This is a genomic window from Geodermatophilus obscurus DSM 43160, from assembly GCF_000025345.1.
Classification (GTDB): Bacteria; Actinomycetota; Actinomycetes; order Mycobacteriales; family Geodermatophilaceae; genus Geodermatophilus; species Geodermatophilus obscurus.
On sequence record NC_013757.1, the window covers coordinates 3,991,607 to 4,008,308 of the forward strand.

Annotated in this window: 16 protein-coding genes; 6 read left to right on the forward strand and 10 right to left on the reverse strand. The window is 76.7% G+C overall.

The features are described from left to right. Positions 1 to 26: 26 nt before the first annotated feature. The 5 genes from GOBS_RS18560 to GOBS_RS18580 all read right to left on the reverse strand — a co-directional run bounded on the left by GOBS_RS18560 (position 27) and on the right by GOBS_RS18580 (position 6,008). Positions 27 to 1,097, reverse strand: a complete 1,071-nt coding sequence (locus GOBS_RS18560) for an acyl-CoA dehydrogenase family protein (protein WP_012949809.1) — start codon at positions 1,095 to 1,097, stop codon at positions 27 to 29. 76 nt (positions 1,098 to 1,173) lie between these two features. Continuing rightward, positions 1,174 to 2,334, reverse strand: a complete 1,161-nt coding sequence (locus GOBS_RS18565) for an acyl-CoA dehydrogenase family protein (RefSeq protein ID WP_012949810.1) — start codon at positions 2,332 to 2,334, stop codon at positions 1,174 to 1,176. Between the two features lie 148 nt (positions 2,335 to 2,482). Further along, positions 2,483 to 2,869 (reverse strand): hypothetical protein, encoded by a 387-nt coding sequence (locus GOBS_RS18570; protein WP_012949811.1) that lies wholly within the window; start codon positions 2,867 to 2,869, stop codon positions 2,483 to 2,485. 60 nt (positions 2,870 to 2,929) lie between these two features. Further along, complete coding sequence (locus GOBS_RS18575; RefSeq protein WP_012949812.1) at positions 2,930 to 5,203, reverse strand: SpoIIE family protein phosphatase; 2,274 nt, start codon at positions 5,201 to 5,203, stop codon at positions 2,930 to 2,932. 10 nt (positions 5,204 to 5,213) lie between these two features. Continuing rightward, on the reverse strand, positions 5,214 to 6,008 hold the full coding sequence (locus GOBS_RS18580) for an alpha/beta fold hydrolase (protein ID WP_012949813.1): 795 nt from the start codon (positions 6,006 to 6,008) through the stop codon (positions 5,214 to 5,216). A 231-nt stretch (positions 6,009 to 6,239) separates the two neighbouring features. Between GOBS_RS18580 and GOBS_RS18585 the strand changes: the two genes are divergently transcribed. Beyond that, on the forward strand, positions 6,240 to 6,899 hold the full coding sequence (locus GOBS_RS18585) for a hemerythrin domain-containing protein (RefSeq protein WP_243697540.1): 660 nt from the start codon (positions 6,240 to 6,242) through the stop codon (positions 6,897 to 6,899). Positions 6,900 to 6,981: 82 nt separating this feature from the next. Here GOBS_RS18585 and GOBS_RS27735 read toward each other — a convergent pair whose 3' ends face one another. After that, a complete protein-coding gene (locus tag GOBS_RS27735; RefSeq protein WP_012949815.1) occupies positions 6,982 to 7,149 on the reverse strand; it encodes a hypothetical protein in 168 nt (55 codons plus the stop codon). Between the two features lie 193 nt (positions 7,150 to 7,342). Here GOBS_RS27735 and GOBS_RS18590 point away from each other — a divergent pair, with 193 nt between their 5' ends. Both GOBS_RS18590 and GOBS_RS18595 read left to right on the forward strand, forming a co-directional pair. Then, entirely contained in the window at positions 7,343 to 8,071 is a 729-nt protein-coding gene (locus GOBS_RS18590; protein ID WP_049788378.1) for an alpha/beta fold hydrolase, read from the forward strand. Between the two features lie 136 nt (positions 8,072 to 8,207). Then, positions 8,208 to 10,481: a HelD family protein gene (locus tag GOBS_RS18595; protein ID WP_041242482.1), complete on the forward strand. Its 2,274-nt coding sequence runs from the start codon at positions 8,208 to 8,210 to the stop codon at positions 10,479 to 10,481. 70 nt (positions 10,482 to 10,551) lie between these two features. Here the strand turns inward: GOBS_RS18595 and GOBS_RS27740 are convergent, their stop codons facing one another. The 4 genes from GOBS_RS27740 to GOBS_RS28975 all read right to left on the reverse strand — a co-directional run bounded on the left by GOBS_RS27740 (position 10,552) and on the right by GOBS_RS28975 (position 14,595). Beyond that, positions 10,552 to 10,752, reverse strand: coding sequence for a hypothetical protein (locus tag GOBS_RS27740; RefSeq protein WP_166487452.1), 201 nt, complete (start codon positions 10,750 to 10,752; stop codon positions 10,552 to 10,554). A 101-nt stretch (positions 10,753 to 10,853) separates the two neighbouring features. Further along, positions 10,854 to 12,089, reverse strand: a complete 1,236-nt coding sequence (locus GOBS_RS18600; RefSeq protein WP_041242483.1) for a cytochrome P450 — start codon at positions 12,087 to 12,089, stop codon at positions 10,854 to 10,856. Between the two features lie 177 nt (positions 12,090 to 12,266). Next, positions 12,267 to 13,892, reverse strand: a complete 1,626-nt coding sequence (locus tag GOBS_RS18605; protein ID WP_012949819.1) for an SIR2 family NAD-dependent protein deacylase — start codon at positions 13,890 to 13,892, stop codon at positions 12,267 to 12,269. Positions 13,893 to 13,965: 73 nt separating this feature from the next. Further along, the gene (locus GOBS_RS28975; RefSeq protein WP_012949820.1) at positions 13,966 to 14,595 is read right to left on the reverse strand and encodes a hypothetical protein; all 630 of its coding nucleotides are present in this window, start codon (positions 14,593 to 14,595) and stop codon (positions 13,966 to 13,968) included. A gap of 75 nt (positions 14,596 to 14,670) precedes the next feature. On the opposite strand from GOBS_RS28975, the gene GOBS_RS28980 reads away from it, so the two are divergent. From GOBS_RS28980 to GOBS_RS18625, 3 genes are read left to right on the forward strand one after another with little or no spacing between them, the layout of a single operon-like run. Continuing rightward, positions 14,671 to 14,868, forward strand: coding sequence for a DUF1206 domain-containing protein (locus GOBS_RS28980; RefSeq protein ID WP_041241578.1), 198 nt, complete (start codon positions 14,671 to 14,673; stop codon positions 14,866 to 14,868). 58 nt (positions 14,869 to 14,926) lie between these two features. Continuing rightward, entirely contained in the window at positions 14,927 to 15,808 is an 882-nt protein-coding gene (locus GOBS_RS18620) for a DUF1206 domain-containing protein (protein ID WP_243697541.1), read from the forward strand. A 23-nt stretch (positions 15,809 to 15,831) separates the two neighbouring features. Beyond that, entirely contained in the window at positions 15,832 to 16,698 is an 867-nt protein-coding gene (locus GOBS_RS18625) for a DUF1206 domain-containing protein (RefSeq protein ID WP_012949822.1), read from the forward strand. Positions 16,699 to 16,702: the final 4 nt, after the last annotated feature.

Below are 16,702 nucleotides of genomic sequence, written 5' to 3' on the forward strand. Positions count from 1 at the left end.
AGGCGTGGGGGCAAGGGGGTCCTCTCTCAGACCACCCGGGTCAGGGCCGGCCAGAGGCCGTCGCCGCCCTCGGCGAGCAGCCCGACGCCGAGCACCTGCGACCAGGTCAGCTCCGACCCGGCCTCGTCGCGCCAGGACCACAGCCGCCGCGTCAGGTGGTGCAGCTTGTGCTCGTACGTGAACCCGATCGCGCCGTGCACCTGGTGCGCCAGCCGGGCCACCACCTCGACCGCCGCCCCGGCGCGCACCTTGGCCGCCGCCGCGGCCAGGACGACGTCGTCCCCCCGCCCGAGGGCCTGGACTGCGGCGTCGGTCAGCGCGGTCACCGCCGTGACCTCGCCGGCCATCTCCGCGAGCTCCATCTGGATGGCCTGAAACTTGCCCAGCGGCCGACCGAACTGGTGCCGCTCCCCGGCGTACTGCACGGTCCAGGCCAGCACCCGCTCCAGCGCCGCGGCCAGCTGCACCGCCCGCGCCAGCGCGAAGCGGGCCCGCACCTCCCCGGCCTGAGCCGGGGTGAGCAGCGCTCCGGCCGCCGGCGCACCGCCCAGCACCAGCGAGCCGCGCGGCTCCCCGGCCAGGTTGCGCGCGTCGCTGGTCGCCAGCTCCTCGGCGCCGACCAGCGCCAGCACCGCGCCCTCGATGCCCTCGGGCGCCGCCGCGAGGACCGCGACGTGCCGCGCCACCCCGGCCCAGGCGACGTCGGTCGCGGTGCCGGTGAGCCGCCAGCGCCCCGGCCCGTCGCCGTCGTCCACCGGCTCGGCGGTGACCGCACCGGCGACCGCGAGCGTGAGCGGCTCGGCCGGGTCGGGCAGGTCCAGGCCGGCCGCCAGCAGCGCCGGCCCCGCGGCCAGCAGCTGCTCGGCCACCGGCACCGCCCCGGCACCGGCGGCCAGCGTGCGGACGACGGCCACCGCGTCGGCCAGCTCGCCGCCCGACCCGCCGGCCTCCTCGGGCAGCCCGACGCCGGTCAGCCCCGCCTCGGCCAGGTCGGCCCACAGCCCGGCGTCCCACGCGGTGTCCGCCGTGAGCGCGAACGGCTCGTGCGCCGAGAGGATGTCGCGGACGGTCTCGATCACCAGGTCCTGATCGCTCATCGCTCCGCTCCCTGGCTCGAACCCGCGCTCGCTCCGCTCCTCGCTCGTTCCCCGCCGCGCTGCTTACCCGCTGTCGTCATCGCAGCCCCAGCCCACGCGCCACGATCCCGCGCAGGATCTCGTTGGTCCCGCCCCGCAGCGTGTAGCCCGGCGCGTGCAGCTGCGCCTCCGCCAGCGCCCGCCCCAGCGGGTCCGGCGACTCCAGCGACACCGTCACCTCGACCACCCGGCGGATCTCGTCGACGGCGTCTGCCTCGAACGTCGTCCCCACGTCCTTGACCAGCGCCGCGGGGATGTCGGGCAGCTCACCGCGATCCAGCGCCGCCGCGATCCGCAGCGAGAGCTGGCGCAACGCCAGCAGCCGCGCCGAGAGCCGGCCGAGGGTGGCCAGCTGCGCCGCGTCCCCGGTGTCGCAGGCGCGCCGCGCGAACTCGGCGACCAGCGGGTAGGTCGACAGGAACCGTTCCGGGCCGGACCGCTCGAAGGCCAGCTCCGCGGTCACCTGGTGCCAGCCGGCGCCCTCCTCCCCGAGCAGCATGTCGCCGGGGACGACGACGTCCTCGAAGACCACCTCGTTGAAGTGGTGGCCGCCGTCGAGGATGCGGATCGGGTTGATCGAGATGCCGGGCAGCGACAGGTCCACCAGCAGCTGGGACAGCCCCGCGTGCCGGTTCGCCGGGTCGGCCGGTGAGGTGCGCACCAGCACGATCCCGTAGTGCGAGAAGTGGGCGTTCGACGTCCACACCTTGGCGCCGTTGACCACCCAGTCCCCGTCGCCGTTGCGCGCGGCGCGGGTGCGGATCGAGGCGAGGTCGGAGCCGGAGTCCGGCTCGCTCATGCCGATGACGAAGTAGCACTCCCCCGCGGCGATCCTCGGCAGGATGTCCCGCCGCTGCGCCTCCGTGCCGTAGCGCAGCAGGTTCGGCCCGGACTGCCGGTCGGCGATCCAGTGCGCCGCCACCGGGGCGCCGGCCGCCAGCAGCTCCTCGGTCACCGCGTAGCGCTCCATCGCCGAGCGCTCGTGCCCGCCGTACTGCTTCGGCCAGGTCATCCCCAGCCAGCCGCGCTCGCCCAGCTTCCGCGAGAACGCCGGGTCGACGCCGGACAGCCAGGTGTCGACGTGGGTGGTGAAGGTCCCGGCGGCCAGCTCCTCGGCCAGGAACTCCCGCACCTGGGCGCGGACCTCCTCGGCGGCCTGGGACGGCGGCGCGGGCGCCAGGGTCAGCGGGCTGCTCATGCGGTGCGACTCCCCACGTCGATGTGGCTGTGCCCTCTGGTTGTACAGGGCGGCGCCGTGGGCAGCACGGCCGACTCCGGCCGTGGTCACCGGGACGTTGCCGGGACCGGCGGCACGTCGTCGCGTGTCGCCGGCACCGACCCCGTGATCAACTCGCGGACGGCGGCGGTGACGACGACGGTGACGACGACGGCGGTGGGTCGGGCGGCGCCTGCTCCTCCTCGTCGTCGTCGGCCGGATCCTCGTCCTCCGTGCCCCGGGTGAGCTGGCGCAGCTCGGCGACGACGTCCCCGGCCACCGTCGCCAGCGAGGTCACCGCGCCGGAGACCAGCCGGCGCACCCCGGGGGCGTCCAGGCCGAGCAGCGCGCCGAACCCGGCGGCGACGTCCACCCCGGGGAGGGCTCCGGGCGAACCGACCGCCCGCGCCTGTCCGTCGGCCAGCTCCGGTGACCAGCGCATCGCGTCGCCGGACATCGTGATGTCACCGGTGGCCCCGTCGATCGACTCGGTCACCGGGTTGGGTGGACGCTCCATGGCCGCCTCCCGCGCCGCACGTGCCCCTGCGCCGATGGTGGCCCTCGGAGGCCCGGGGGTCTAGGGGCGCCGGGTGATCGCCAGCAGGGCCACGTCATCGGCGCGCACCCCGCTCGCCAGCTCGGCCAGCAGCCGGTCGCACAGTTCGTCGGGGTCGTTCGTGCCGGCCCGCACCGCGGCCTCCATCAGCGTCGCCAGGCCCCGGTCGAGGTCGGCGTCGCGGCTCTCCACCAGCCCGTCGGTGTAGAGCAGCAGCGTCGCCTCCGGGGCGAGCACCCCGGCCCACTCCACGGCGGGGCCCGGCGCCGGCGGCGCGCCCAGCATCCGGCTGGGCCGCACGTCGAGCAGCTCCGCCCTCCCACCCGCGACCAGCAGCGGCGCCGGGTGCCCGGCGGAGGCCATCCGCAGCCGGCCCGTCTCCGGGTCGAGCACCGCGAACAGGGCGGTGGCCATCAGCTGCAGACCCAGCAGCGACCACCCGGCCTGCAGCCGGTCGATGACCGCGCTCGGCGGCGGCCGGTCGGACAGCAGCGCCCGGTAGACGCTGCGCAGCTGCCCCATCACCGCCGCGGCGGTGATGTCGTGCCCGACGACGTCGCCCACGGCCAGCGCCACCTGCCCACCCGGCAGGGGGACGACGTCGTAGAAGTCGCCGCCGACGTCGGCGCCGCGGCTGGCCGGCAGGTACCGGACGGCGACCGCCAGCCCGGGCACCGGCGGTGGGGCCGGCGGCAGCAGGTTGGCCTGCAGCGTGTGCGACGTCCGGGTCTCCAGCTCCAGGCGCTGTGCCTTGTCCACCACCTGCGACACCTGCAGCGCCAGCTGCTCGGCCACCTCCACGTCGGCCGACGTGAACGCCCCGCGCCGCCGGTCGCTGCCCAGGCTGAGGACGCCGAGGACCCGCCCGTCGGCGAGCAACGGCACGCAGACGAGGTTGACCAGCTCGAGGGCGCGGGCGACCCCCAGGTGGTCCTCGTCGGCCGTGATCTGCGCCAGCCACCGGTCGGTCACCTCGCGGATCCACACCGTCCGGCCCAGCTCCATGGCCTGCACGGCCGGGTGCGGTGACTCGCGGTGCGGCAGGTGCCGCCCCTGCAGCGCGGCGGCCAGGTCCTGCCGCGCCGGGTCGCCGTGCCGGGCCGCCGCGCGGACCAGGCCGTGCTCGCCGGCCAGGTCGATGACGCAGACGTCGGCCAGCCGCGGCACGGCCAGCTCGGCCAGCCGCTCCGCGGTCTCGGTGACGTCCCCGGCCGAGGCCATCAGCCTGGCCGCGTCGAGCAGGAACGCCGAGCGCTCCGCGTGCCGCGCCATCTCCTCGTACAGCCGCACCCGCTCGATCGCCTGTCCCGCCTGGCGACCGACGGTGGCCAGCAGGTCGGCGTCGGCCTGGACCAGCGTGCCCCGCTCGCCCGGCGGGCTGAGGTCGATCAGCCCGGTGTCCCCCGTCACCCCGAGCAGCAGCACCAGCGCGCCCAGGTGGCGGGCGTCGGCGTCCACCGGGACGACGACCAGCGCCTCCTGCCCGTGCTCCTCCATCACGGCGGCCAGGCCCGGCCACACGGCACGCAGCCCCGCCCCTCGCGGCACCATGTGCACTCCGCCGTCGCGCACCAGCTCGGCGCCGCCGAGCGCCGCGGACTCCATCGCCTCCAGCAGGTCGGCCGGGATCCCGTCGGCGGCGACCAGCTCCAGCGGCGGCACCGAGGGCTCCGTCCGGCGGCTCGCGCGCCGCTCGCCGGCCAGCCACAGTGCCACACCGCTGGCTCCCACGGCCTCCCGGCTGCGGCGCACGATCACCTCGGCCACGTCCCGTGCCGTGGCCGCCGCCGACACCTCCGACACCACCTGCTGCAGCGTGTGCGCCCGGCGCTCGGACTCCGCGGCCGCCCGCTGGGCGGCCAGCAGCGCGCGCTCGTAGCGGCGCCGGGACGTCGCCTCGAACACGGTCGCGCGCACCAGCAGCGGCGCGCCGCGGGGGTCGCGCACCTCGACGGCGTTGAGCAGGCAGGGCAGCAGCGACCCGTCGGCCCGCACGACGTCGAGCGCGACCTCCCGCACCATGCCCTGCATCCGCAGCAGCGGCGCCAGGTGGGTCTCGTAGTACACCCGCCCGCCGATGTTGAGCAGTTCCTGGAAGCGCACCCCGATCAGCTCACCGACCGGCCGGCCGATCCACTCGCAGAAGGTGCGGTTGGCCTTGACGAGCTGACCGTCGGGCAGCGCGGAGAAGTAGCCGCACGGGGCGTTCTCGTACAGGTCGGCCGGGTCGTCCTCGAGCAGTCGGCGCAGCCCGGCAGGACCCTCGCGGGGGTCCGGTCGCCGCGTCTCGTCCATGGCGGGGCTGCTACCCGAGGAAGGCGCGGATCGCGGCGGTCGTCTCCTCCGGCGCCGACAGGTGCGGGCAGTGCCCGGTGGCCGCCAGCCGGGTGAGGACGCTGCCCGGGATCTGCTCGTGCACGTACCGGCCCACCGCCTCCGGGGCGATCGCGTCGGCGGTGCACTGCAGGACCAGCGTGGGCACCCGGACGCCGGGCAGGTCGGCGCGGTTGTCGGAGAGGAAGGTGACGCGGGCGAACTGCCGGGCGATGTCGGGGTCGGTGCGGCAGAAGCTGTTGGTCAGCTCGGCGGTGAGCTCGGGCCGGTCGGGGTTGCCCATGACGACCGGCGCCATCGCGGCCGACCAGCCCAGGTGGTTGCTGTCCAGGGACTCGAGCAGCGCGGCGATGTCCTCCCGCGAGAAGCCGCCGGTGTAGTCGCCGTCGTCGACGTAGCGCGGGTTGGGCCCGACCATGACCAGCGCGCCGAACAGGCCCGGGGCGCAGGCCGCGGCAAGCACGCCCATCATCGCGCTCACCGAGTGCCCGACGAAGACGACGTCGTCGAGCGCCAGCTCTCGGCAGATCTCCACGACGTCGGCGGCGTACCCGTCCAGCGTCCCGTACTTGACCGGGTCGTAGGCCGACAGGTCCGACCGGCCGGAGCCGACGTGGTCGAAGAGGACGACGCGGTGGTCGACCTCGAACCCAGGTGCGACGAGGCGCCACATCTCCTGGTCGCACCCGAAGCCGTGCGCGAAGACCATCGGTCGACCGTCGTCGGCCCCGCTCACGCGGACCCGGTTCCGGGCGATCACGCTCACCGCCGCAACCTAGCCGTCCCGGACCCCTCCTGTCCCTCCCCTCGCCGCGCGTCGTGGCCGACCGCCCGCGCCGCGGCAGGGACGGAGAGCCCTGTCGCGCAGGGGGACGCCGTCCCTACGCTCGGCTGTCGTCCGGACCCGCCGACCGCACCGAGGTGCTCCATGCCCGCCGCCGCGGCGCTCCGCCGTCCCTCCGCCCTGCGGACACCCACTGACGGTCCTCCGGCCGACGTGCCGGCCCCTCGCGCGGTCGCCTGGGAGGTGCTGCTGCACCGGCTCGTGCGCCGGGAGCTGCGGCTGCTGGCCGAGCTGTCCGCGTGGGCCTCCGCCGACGACGCCGAGCGTGCCCGGGAACTGACCCGGCACGCCGACCTGCTCGGCCGGCTGCTGCTGCACCACCACACCACCGAGCGCGAGCTGGTCTGGCCGGCGCTGCTGCGCGCGGCGCCGTCCGCGCGGCCGCTGGTGGCGAGGTGGACCGTCCGCGTCACCGGCCTCGATGACCGGCTGCGCGGCCTCTCCACCACCGCGCGGCAGTGGGCGGTCGCCTGCTCGGGCAAGGCGCGCGACGCCTTCACGCTGGCCTGCCTCGACCTGGCGGACGCCGTGGAGGAGCAGACCGCCGAGGAGGAACGCGACCTGCTGCCGCTGCTGGCCGCGCACCTCTCCTCCGCGGCGTGGGCGGAGGTCGCCCGGGCGGCGCGCTGCCCGCTGTCACGGCACGAGCGCTCGCTGGTGCTCGGCCTGGCCCTCGAGGACGCCTGCGCCGGCGACCGGGCCCGGTTGCTCGCCGGGCTGCCGGCGTCGACCCGGCTGGCCTGGCGGCTGGCCGGACGGCGCCGGTACCGCGCCGCCGTCGTGCGGCTGCGCGGCGCACCGCCCGCCCAGTGAGGACCCCCCTGCCCCACCAGTCGCGAGCTCGCGGCGGGACCCTGCAGGGGGCCAGCGGGACCCGGGACCGGGGCGGGGCGCCTCAATAGCGGGAGGTGCCGCAGTCCGCGCAGCGCTTGCGCGGCGGCAGGGTCTCCCGCTGGCAGTTGGGGCAGGTCCAGGCGCTGCGGTCCGGGAGCGGCCGGGTGCGCGTGCGCGCGCTGCGCCGGAGCCGGGGGTCGGTCCGGATCTCGCTGGTGGTCGGGCTCATGGGGCACCTCCTGGGTCGCACGCCCGACGCTAGGCAGCCGACGTGTCGTGGAGGTGACCTCCGGGTTGCCGTCGCCGTTCGTCCGCGTGCCGCCGCCCGGCGTGTCGCAGGAGTCCCACGTCGGCGGGCCGAGGCGCCGGCCGCCCGCATCGCCGCGCCGCGCTGGGCCGCGCCGCTCGCCGCGGGCCCGGCGATGAGTTCGGCCCCGGCCACCGGTCACCACGACGTGCGCGCGACGTTCGTCCTCGTCCCGGGAGCGGGCGGCCGGGCCTGGTACTGGCACCGGCTGGTCCCCGAACTGGAGGCACGCGGCTCCGCGGCGGTCGCCGTCGACCTGCCCGCCGGGGACGACGACGCCGGCCTGGAGCAGTACACGCAGACGGTGCTGGACGCGACTGCAGGCCGCTCCGGCGGGCCGCTGGTGGTCGTCGGCCAGTCGATGGGCGGGCTCACCGCACCGTTGGTCTGCACCCGGGTGCAGACCGAGCTGCTCGTCCTGCTGAACGCGATGGTGCCGCGGCCGGGGGAGACCGGCGGCGCGTGGTGGACCGCCACCGGGCACGAGCAGGCGCGGGCGGAGGCAGCGCGGGCGCACGGCTGGCCGCTGGACGACGACGACGCGTTCCTCCACGACGTGCCACCCGAGGTGGCGGCCACCGCACCGACGCCGTTCGCCCAGTCGGGGACGCCGTTCGCCGAACCGTGGCCACTGCGCGCCTGGCCGGACACGCCGACACGCGTGCTCGCCGGCCGGGACGACCGCTTCTTCCCCGTGGCCTTCCAGCGGCGGGTGGCCGGTGACCGGCTGGGCCTGCCGGTCGAGGAGCTGCCCGGCGGCCACCTGGTCGCGCTGAGCCGTCCGGCCGAGCTCGCCGACCGGCTCGTGGGTTTCCTGTCCGCGCTCTCCGTGGCAGGACGGTGACGCCGGGTCCGTGGCCGACCGCACGGCGGCGCCTGACCCCCGCCCGGGGAATGCGCGGGCACCATGGACGTTCGTCTGTTGCCGCAGACGAGTACCGACAGAGAGACGTGCAGTGCCGACGACGCAGCCCGAGGTCGTGTCCCACCCCGAGATCGACGCCGAACAGCAGTACGTCAAGGAGCTCTACGCCCGCCTCGACGCCGCCCGCGACCTGGCCGAGCGACGGCTGAAGCAGGCCATCTCCTGGCCCGCGGTCGACCCGCAGGCGCTGCAGGAGCGCGACGCCACCGTCCGCTTCCAGACCGAGCGGGTCACCGCCCTCGACGCCGCCGAGGCCGGCCTGTGCGTCGGCCGGATCGACCGCACCGACGACGGCCCGCTCTACATCGGCCGCATCGGGCTGGCCGCCGACGACGCCGGCGGCGACCCCGCGCTGGTCGACTGGCGGGCGCCGGCCGCGCGGCCGTTCTACACCGCCACCCCGGTGCACCCGCTGGGGGTGGCGCGCCGCCGGCACATCCGCACCCGCGGGCGCACCGTCGTCCGGCTGGACGACGAGGTGCTGACCGGCGGCGTCGCGGGATCGGGGCTGACCGGCGAGGCCGCGCTCATGGCGGCCCTCGACACCGCCCGCACCGGCCGGATGACCGACATCGTCCGCACCATCCAGGCCGAGCAGGACCGGATCATCCGCGCCGACGACCGCGGCGTCCTCGTCGTGCAGGGCGGGCCGGGCACCGGCAAGACCGCCGTCGCGCTGCACCGCGCGGCCTACCTGCTCTACACCCACCGCGAGCGGCTGGCCCGCCGCGGCCTGCTCGTCGTCGGCCCGACCCCCACGTTCCTGCGCTACATCGCCGACGTGCTGCCCTCCCTCGGCGAGACCGGCGTGCTGCTGGCCGGCCTCGGCCAGCTGCGCCCCGGCCTGGACGCCCGCGGCACCGAGTCGCCGGAGACCGCCGCGGTCAAGGGCCGGCTGGAGATGGTCGAGGTGCTCGAGCGCGCCGTCGCCGACCGGCAGGTCGTGCCCGACGCCCCGCGCGAGGTGACCGTCGACGGGTTCGCGCTGCGGCTGCGGCCGATCGACGTGAAGCGCGCGCAGAACGCCGCCCGCCGGGCCGACCGGCTGCACAACCTGGCCCGGCCGGTGTTCGCCCGCCGCGTCGTCGACCTGCTCACCCGCCGCTACGCCGAGCGGATCGGCCTGGGCATCGACGGCGGCTCGGACCTGCTCGACCGCGAGGACACCGCCGCGCTGCGCCGCGAGGTGGCCGAGGAGCCGGCCGTCCGGCTGCTGGTCGACGACCTGTGGCCGGTGCTCACCCCCGAGCGGCTGCTGACCGACCTGTTCGCCGACCCCGCCCGCGTCGCCGCCGCCACCCCGGGGTGGGAGGACGGGACGCGCGCGCTGCTGCACCGGCCGCGGGGGTCGGGCTGGACGCCGGCCGACGTCCCGCTGCTGGAGGAGGCCGAGGAGCTGCTCGGCTTCGACGACAGCGCGCAGCGGGCCCGCGCCGAGCGGGACCGCCGCCGGCGGCTGGCCGAGGCGCAGGAGACCCTCGACGTGCTGCACGGCTCGCGATCCATCGACCTCGATGACGAGCACCTGGAGGCCGAGGTGCTCAGCGCCGGCGACCTGATCAGCGCCGAGGAGCTGGCCGAGCGGCAGCGGGCGCTCGACACCCGCACCACCGCCGAGCGGGCCGCCGCCGACCGCACCTGGACCTTCGGGCACGTCGTCGTCGACGAGGCGCAGGAGCTCTCCGCCATGGCCTGGCGGCTGCTGGTGCGCCGCTGCCCCACCCGGTCTATGACCGCCGTCGGCGACCTCGCCCAGACCGGCACGCTGGCCGGCGCGGCCGCCTGGGACGAGACGCTGCGGCCGCACGTAGGCGACGCCTGGCGGCTGGAGGAGCTCACGGTCAACTACCGGACGCCGGCCGAGATCATGGCCGTCGCCGCCGACGTCCTCGCCGCGGGCGGTACCGGGGCGAGTGCACCGCGCTCGGTCCGGCCGGGCACCGCCGAGCCGTGGGCGGAGGTCACCGGGGAGGACGGGCTGGCGGCCCGCGCCGCCGGGGTGGTCGAGGAGTGGGCGGCGCAGGAGGGCACCACCGCCGTCGTCGCCCCGGCCGGCCGGGTCGCCGAGCTCACCGCGGCGGTCGCGGCCCGGGTGGACGGCGTCTCGTCCGGCACGGACGCCGACTCGTCACAGGGGCCGGTGGTGCTCACGCCGACCGAGGCCAAGGGCCTGGAGTTCGACGCGGTGCTCGTCGTCGACCCGCAGCGGGTGCTCGACGAGGGGGTGCGCGGGTACAACGACCTCTACGTGGCGCTCACCCGGGCCACGCAGCGGCTCGGTGTGCTCTCCGCCGGCGACCTGCCCGCCGTACTCGCCCGCCTCGCCTGAGAAAGGACGCCCTGCCCCCCGCCACTCGCACGCTCGCGGCGGGACCCTGCAGGGGGCCGCTCGTGGCGGCTCAACGGGGCTGCGCGTCCCGGCGGCGGGTGGAGACCTCGACGGAGGCGGCCAGCACGGTGGCGGCCAGCACCAGGACGGCGCCGGCGCCGGCCAGCGGCACGCCCCCCATGGTGCTCATGTCCAGTTCGGCCCAGACGACGCCGACGACGAGCGCCAGCAGACCGACCACGCCCACCAGCGGCGGAAGCCACCTGCTCATGTCCCGTCCTCCTCGTCCGTACGGCCCCGCGATGACACCACGCAGTACCGACACCCGGTGCCGTCCATGGCGTGTTCGCCACGCAGCGCGACGGCGCCGGTTCAGCCGGTGCCGCGGACCCGCAGCACCACGCCGCTGGCTGGCTTGGCCGGGATCCGGCGCAGCGATATCGACAGGTCCTGCGCCGGGACGTCGGCCTGCAGCCGGGCGAGCCGGACGGCCAGCGCGGCCAGGACGGCGACGGTGGCCTGCTCGCCCGGGCAGCGGTGGTTGGTGCGCGGGTCCCCGGCTCCCTGGGGCACCAGCTCGAAGGCGCCGATCTCGCGGTCGAGGAAGCGCTCCGGCCGGAACGTGTAGGGGTCGCCCCACAGCCCGGGGTCGTGGTTCTGGCCGTAGAGGTCGAGCAGCACCATCGAGTGCTGCGGCACCCGCTCGCCGTCCCACTCCACCTCGCGCGGCGCGCGGCCGCCGATGAAGGGCGCGAACGGGTAGAAGCGCCGCACCTCGTGCGCCCACACCTCGGCGGAGGTGGGGTCGCCCGAGGCCAGCCGCTCGCGGTGCTGCGGCCAGCGGGCCAGGGCGTGCCCGGAGAAGGCGAGGAACCAGCTGATGGCCACGGTCGGCCGGATCACGTTGAGCAGCTCGACCGCGGCGGTGTGCGGGTCGAGTCGCTCGCCGTCGGCATCCCGGTGCCGGGCGACGACGTCGACGACCGAGCCGTCGGGGACCGTCCCCGCGCCGCTGCGCACGTCCTCCACCAGCCCGGACAGCCCCGCCTCGCGGCGGCCTCGTGCCCGGCGGGCGCGCCAGTGCCGGGGCCCTCCCGTGGCGAAGCCGTCGACCATCGCGGTGAGGTCCCGGGCGATGGAGGGGACCTCACCGTCGGTCAGGGGGACACCGGCCCAGTCGCAGACCGCCCGGGTGAGCACCGCGGCCGCCTCGTCGAAGAGCACGACCTCCCCGCGGCCCACCCAGCCGGGGACCGCGGCGTCCCAGGCGGTGGTGGCGGAGTCGACGAGCCGGGCGACCCGGTCGCCGTCCATGAGCAGCGACACGAACATCGCCTTGCGGGTGCGGTGCTGCTGCCCGTCGAGGGTGTGCACCGCGCCCTTGCCGAACAGCGTGCCCTGCACCGGCTCGGGGATGGCGTGCGACCGGCGCACGTGGTCCTCGTCGTACAGGAAGCGGGCGGCGTCCGGACCCTCGATCCCCAGCGCGGGCAGGCCACCGAGCCGGACGGCGACGGTCCGGCGGCCGCGCGCCCGGCGGGCGTCGGGCAGCCAGCCGTAGCCCTTGGCGAACAGGAGCGGGCTGTTCTCGAGTCGGGGTCGGCGCACGGGCGTCCCGGTGCCCAGGCCCGCAGCTCCGTACACAGCCGCTCATCGGGACGGCGGCCTCTCCGCAGGGGCCCGCCGCCGGCTCCGAGCCGGGTCGGCCTCGTCCAGGGGTCCGCCACTGGCCCCGTCCCGGGCACCGCCCCGAGCTCGCGAGGGATGGGGCAGAGAGGTCCTCCCTCAGCCGGGGCGCTGCTCCTGCAGGCGGTCGTCGTGCGGGGCGCTGGCCTCGTCCGGGGGCGGTCCGTCGGGCGTGCACACCTGCGAGCCCAGCCGGCGCAGCAGTGCGGTGACCTCGCCGACCGCCGAGGACGACGCCCCCTCGGGCACCGTGCGCTCCACCTGCTGCAGCGCCTCGGCCAGGGCCCGTTCCTCGGCGGAGAGCATCCCCCGGTAGGCCGGGTCGAGCAGGTAGCCGGTCGGTGGAGTGGACAGGCAGCCGATGCAGTCCAGCAGCACCTCCAGCAGGCGGGCGGCCTCGGCCGGTGGGGTGTCGGCCGGCGCGATAGCGACCGTCTGCACGTCCTGCTCCCACAGCCGCGCGCGGGCCGGGTCCTCCAGCAGCGCCAGCACCGTGCCGCTGCGCTGCCGCGGTGCCGCGCCGGGGGCCCGGGTGGCGCTGCGCACCTGGTGGGCGATGCGGATCAGGTCGTCGTCCTGCATCGAGGTGCCGACGAAGAGCACGTGCCGGGTGAGCAGCAGGGAGTGCAGCACCCCGGCCAGGGCCGCGCGGGTGTCGCCGAACTGCAGGTACTCCTCACGGGTGAGCACGACGCTCTCGGGGTGCGCGGCGTCCCCGTGCAGCTTGAGCAGCCACGGTCGGCCGGGGACGGCGTCGTCGAAGGGCAGCACCGAGAGGTCGCGGCCGATGTCGGCGGCGGCGAGCTCGACCAGCGGGTCGTAGTTGGTGGTGACGAACTCCTGCACCGGCAGGTCGGCCAGCAGCGCGTGCGCGAGCGCGTAGTGCCCGGGCCCGAACCGCTCCTTGACGAAGCCCTCCAGCTGCTCGCGGCCGAGCTCACGGGCCAGCAGCGCGGCGGCGTCCTGGGCCGGCAGCCCCGACAGCCCGCCGCGCAGTGCGTCGTCCAGTCCGGACCGCTCGGCCAGCTCGTCGAGCAGCTGCTCCCAGGTGGGCAGCCCGGCGGCGGCGCTGACCCCCGCGCCGACGAAGGCGGCCAGCTGCCCGCGGCGGGCCCGATCGCCGAGGTCCTCGGCCAGCTCACGCAGGTGCCCGGGCAGGTCCCAGCTGCCCGCCTCGGCCCGGCGGACCCGCTGCGCCGCGGCCAGGTCGCTGGGCCCGCGCAGCACCAGCGCGACGTCGAAGCCGTGCTCGGCCGCGCCTTCGTGCAGGACGGGCAGCAGCCGCTGCAGCAGGGTGCCGCGCTGTCCGGCCGCCCCGCCCCAGCCGGTGCCGAGGGCCGGCAGCGCGACCAGCCGGCGGGCCCGCCCCTGCACCGGGTCGGGCACCTCCCGCCGGGCGACGGCGGCCAGGGCCTCCCGCGCGCCGTCGACCAGCCAGCGCAGCGCGTCGTCGGGGTCGCGCTCCTCCTGGTGGACGGTGTCGACCAGCCACAGCGCCCGCCCCGCGTCCCCGACCCGCCCGCCGGGCAGCTCCAGCACCCGCTCGTCACCGCGCCAGCGGAGGTCGAGGCAGACGCCGCCGCGGTCCTCGCTGGTCACGACGTCGTCGGGCAGCAGGCCACGCCACGAGGGGGTGACCCGCAGGGACCGGTCGGTGGGCACCAGGACGTCGTCGCACACCAGCCGGCGCAGGTCGGCGCCGACGACGAAGACGTGTCCGGTCACGGTCGGAGGGGTGCCCCGCCGGACGGGGGGTGAACCGGCAGGCAACCAGGCGTTGCCCGGCCGGGTCGGACGCTCAGCGCGGGATGCCGCAGCCGCCGGCGCCGCATGCACACCCGGCGCAGGCCGCGGGGCGGGCCGGCGCCGGCCGTGCGGCGACGGCCCGCAGGCTCGAGGCGCCGACGAGCAGGACGACGCCCAGCAGGCCCAGGCCCAGCGCCCCGACGAGGGTGGCGCCGTCGGCCGCGCGCTCCCAGTCGGCCAGCAGCCCGGTGACGACCAGCAGGCCGGTGACCAGCGCCCACCAGACGAGTGCGGCGTGGCCGCTGCGGCGCACCGCACCGCCACGGCCGAGCAGCGTCAGCGCCCCGACGAGCAGCCCGGCCGGAACGGCCACCAGGAGCACCCGGCCCGCGACGCCCGCGGAGCCGAACGCGAGCGTCAGGGCGAGCACGCCGGCGGCGGCCACCGCCCAGCCCACCGCCCGCCCCCGGCCGGCGGCCCCGGCCGCCAGGTGCCCGCCGCGTCCGGCCAGCAGCGCGCCGCCCACCCCGAGGAGCAGCCGCGCGCCCCCGTCGGCCCAGACGACCGCGACCGCGGCGACCACCAGCAGCGCGACCCCGCCGGCCAGCCACCGGGGCCACGCCCGCCGGGCCTGCTCCGGACTCGTCCGCTCTCCCGCCGTTCCCGCTGCACCGCTCGCCACGACACAGAGTGTCCCTCACCGGCCGACGGCGGCCGCGGCCCGCCGCAGGCCGGTCCTGTCGTCGCGGGGCGGGTCGTGGCCGTCGTGCTGGTCGGCGCGGTGGTCGCCTGGGCGGCGACGACGTTCGACCCGGCGCGGGCCACCGGTCTGGACGGCGCCCTGCGCGCGGTGGCCGCCGAGCCGCACGGCGGCTGGGTGCTGACCGTGGTCGCGGTCGGACTGGCCGCGTTCGCGGTGTACTGCCTGGCCCGCGCCCGGCACCCGGTCGGCTGAGAGCGGACCGGGTCGCGGCGGGGAGCGGCCGGGGCGCCGCTGTGCCACGCTGATCATCTTGCGGGGACGTGCAGCGTTCGAGGAGGAGCCGGCCATGGGCGGGACGACGGGACGCGCTGCAGGAGCCGCGGGCCGGGCGGGTGACAGCGACGCCCTCGAGCACCTCGCCCGCATCGGGCTGGTCGCCTACGGCGTGGTCCACCTGCTGATCGCCTGGCTGGCCGTCCAGCTGGCCTGGGGGGTGGGCGGCAGCTCGGCCCAGGCCGATCAGGGCGGCGCGCTGGCCACCCTGGCCCAGCAGCCGTTCGGCACGGTGCTGCTGTGGGTGGTCGCCCTGGGCATGGTGGCGCTGGCGGTGTGGCAGGCGGCCGAGGCGCTGCGCTGGCGCGGCCGCCTGTCGGCGCCGGGGGACGCGCGGAAGAAGGCGGCCGTCACCATCGTCAAGTCGGTGGCCAAGGCCGTCGTCTACGCGGTGCTCGCGGTGCTGGCCGTCCGGACCGCCACCGGCACCGGGCAGTCCGGGGGCCAGCAGCAGACCGCCGCCGGCGTCTTCGGCCTGCCCGCCGGGCGGTGGCTGGTCCTGCTGATCGGTCTGGGCATCGTCGGCATCGGCGCCTATCTGGTCCACAAGGGCGTGACCAAGCGGTTCCTCAAGGAGATCGACCTCCGCGAGGCCCCACCCGAGGCCACCCGGCTGGTCACCCGCCTCGGCCAGGCCGGCTACCCGGCCAAGGGGGTGGCCTTCGGCGTGGTCGGCGGGCTGCTGGTCTACGCCGCCGCCACGTTCGACCCGGCCCAGGCCACCGGCGGGCTCGACGGCGCGCTGCGCACCATCCTCGGCGCCCCCTTCGGCCAGGTGCTGCTGACCCTGGTCGCGCTGGGCATCGCCGCGTTCGGCGCCTTCTGCTTCGTCCGGGCCCGCTACCCCGAGCGGACCTGAGCCCCGTCGCGCACGATCGACCGGTGCCCTCGGCCCGCCCGCTGCTCGACCGCGTCCACCGGCTGGTCGAGCACGCCCGCGAGGTCACCGACCACCCGGTCCTCGAGGCGGTGGCCCGGGTGGGCCTGGTCGCCTACGGCGTCCTGCACCTGCTGATCGGCTGGCTTGCGGTGCAGCTGGCCCGTGGCACCGACCGCGCCGACGCGGACCAGACCGGTGCACTGCAGGCCGTGGCCGGCGCGCCCGGCGGGACGGTGCTGCTCGTGCTGATCGGCCTCGGCATGCTCTCCCTGGCGCTGTGGCAGGCCGGCGAGGTGCTGCTGTGGTGGCATGGGCTGCTCGACCGGCGGCACGTCCTGCGTACGGCGTTCGTCTGCGCGAAGTGCCTGGCCAAGGCCGCCGTCTACGGCGTCCTCGGGATCACCGGTCTGCTGTTCGCCCTCGGCCTGGAGTACGAGGCCGACGAGCGGTTCCGCGAGCTCACCGGCGAGACACTGGAGGTGCCGGGCGGGGCCCTGCTGGTGTACACCGTCGCGGCCGGTGTGGTCGCCGTCGGCCTCTACACGCTGGTGCGCGGGCTGACCGGCGGCTTCATGAAGGACATCGACCTGCCCGCGGCCCCCGACCGGTGGGAGCCCGTGATCGAGGCGATCGGCCGGGTCGGCTACGTCGCCAAGGGCATCGCCTTCGGCCTGGTCGGCGTGCTGCTGTGGCGGGCGGCCACCACCGCCGACGTCTCCTCCGCCACCGGCTTGGACGGCGCGATGACCGCGATCGCCTCGGTCACCGCGGGGCCGTGGCTGCTGGGCGCCGTCGCCGCCGGCTTCGCCGCGTTCGGCGTCTACGCGCTGGCCCGTGCCCGCTATCCCGACCGCGACCCGTCGACGTGAGGGA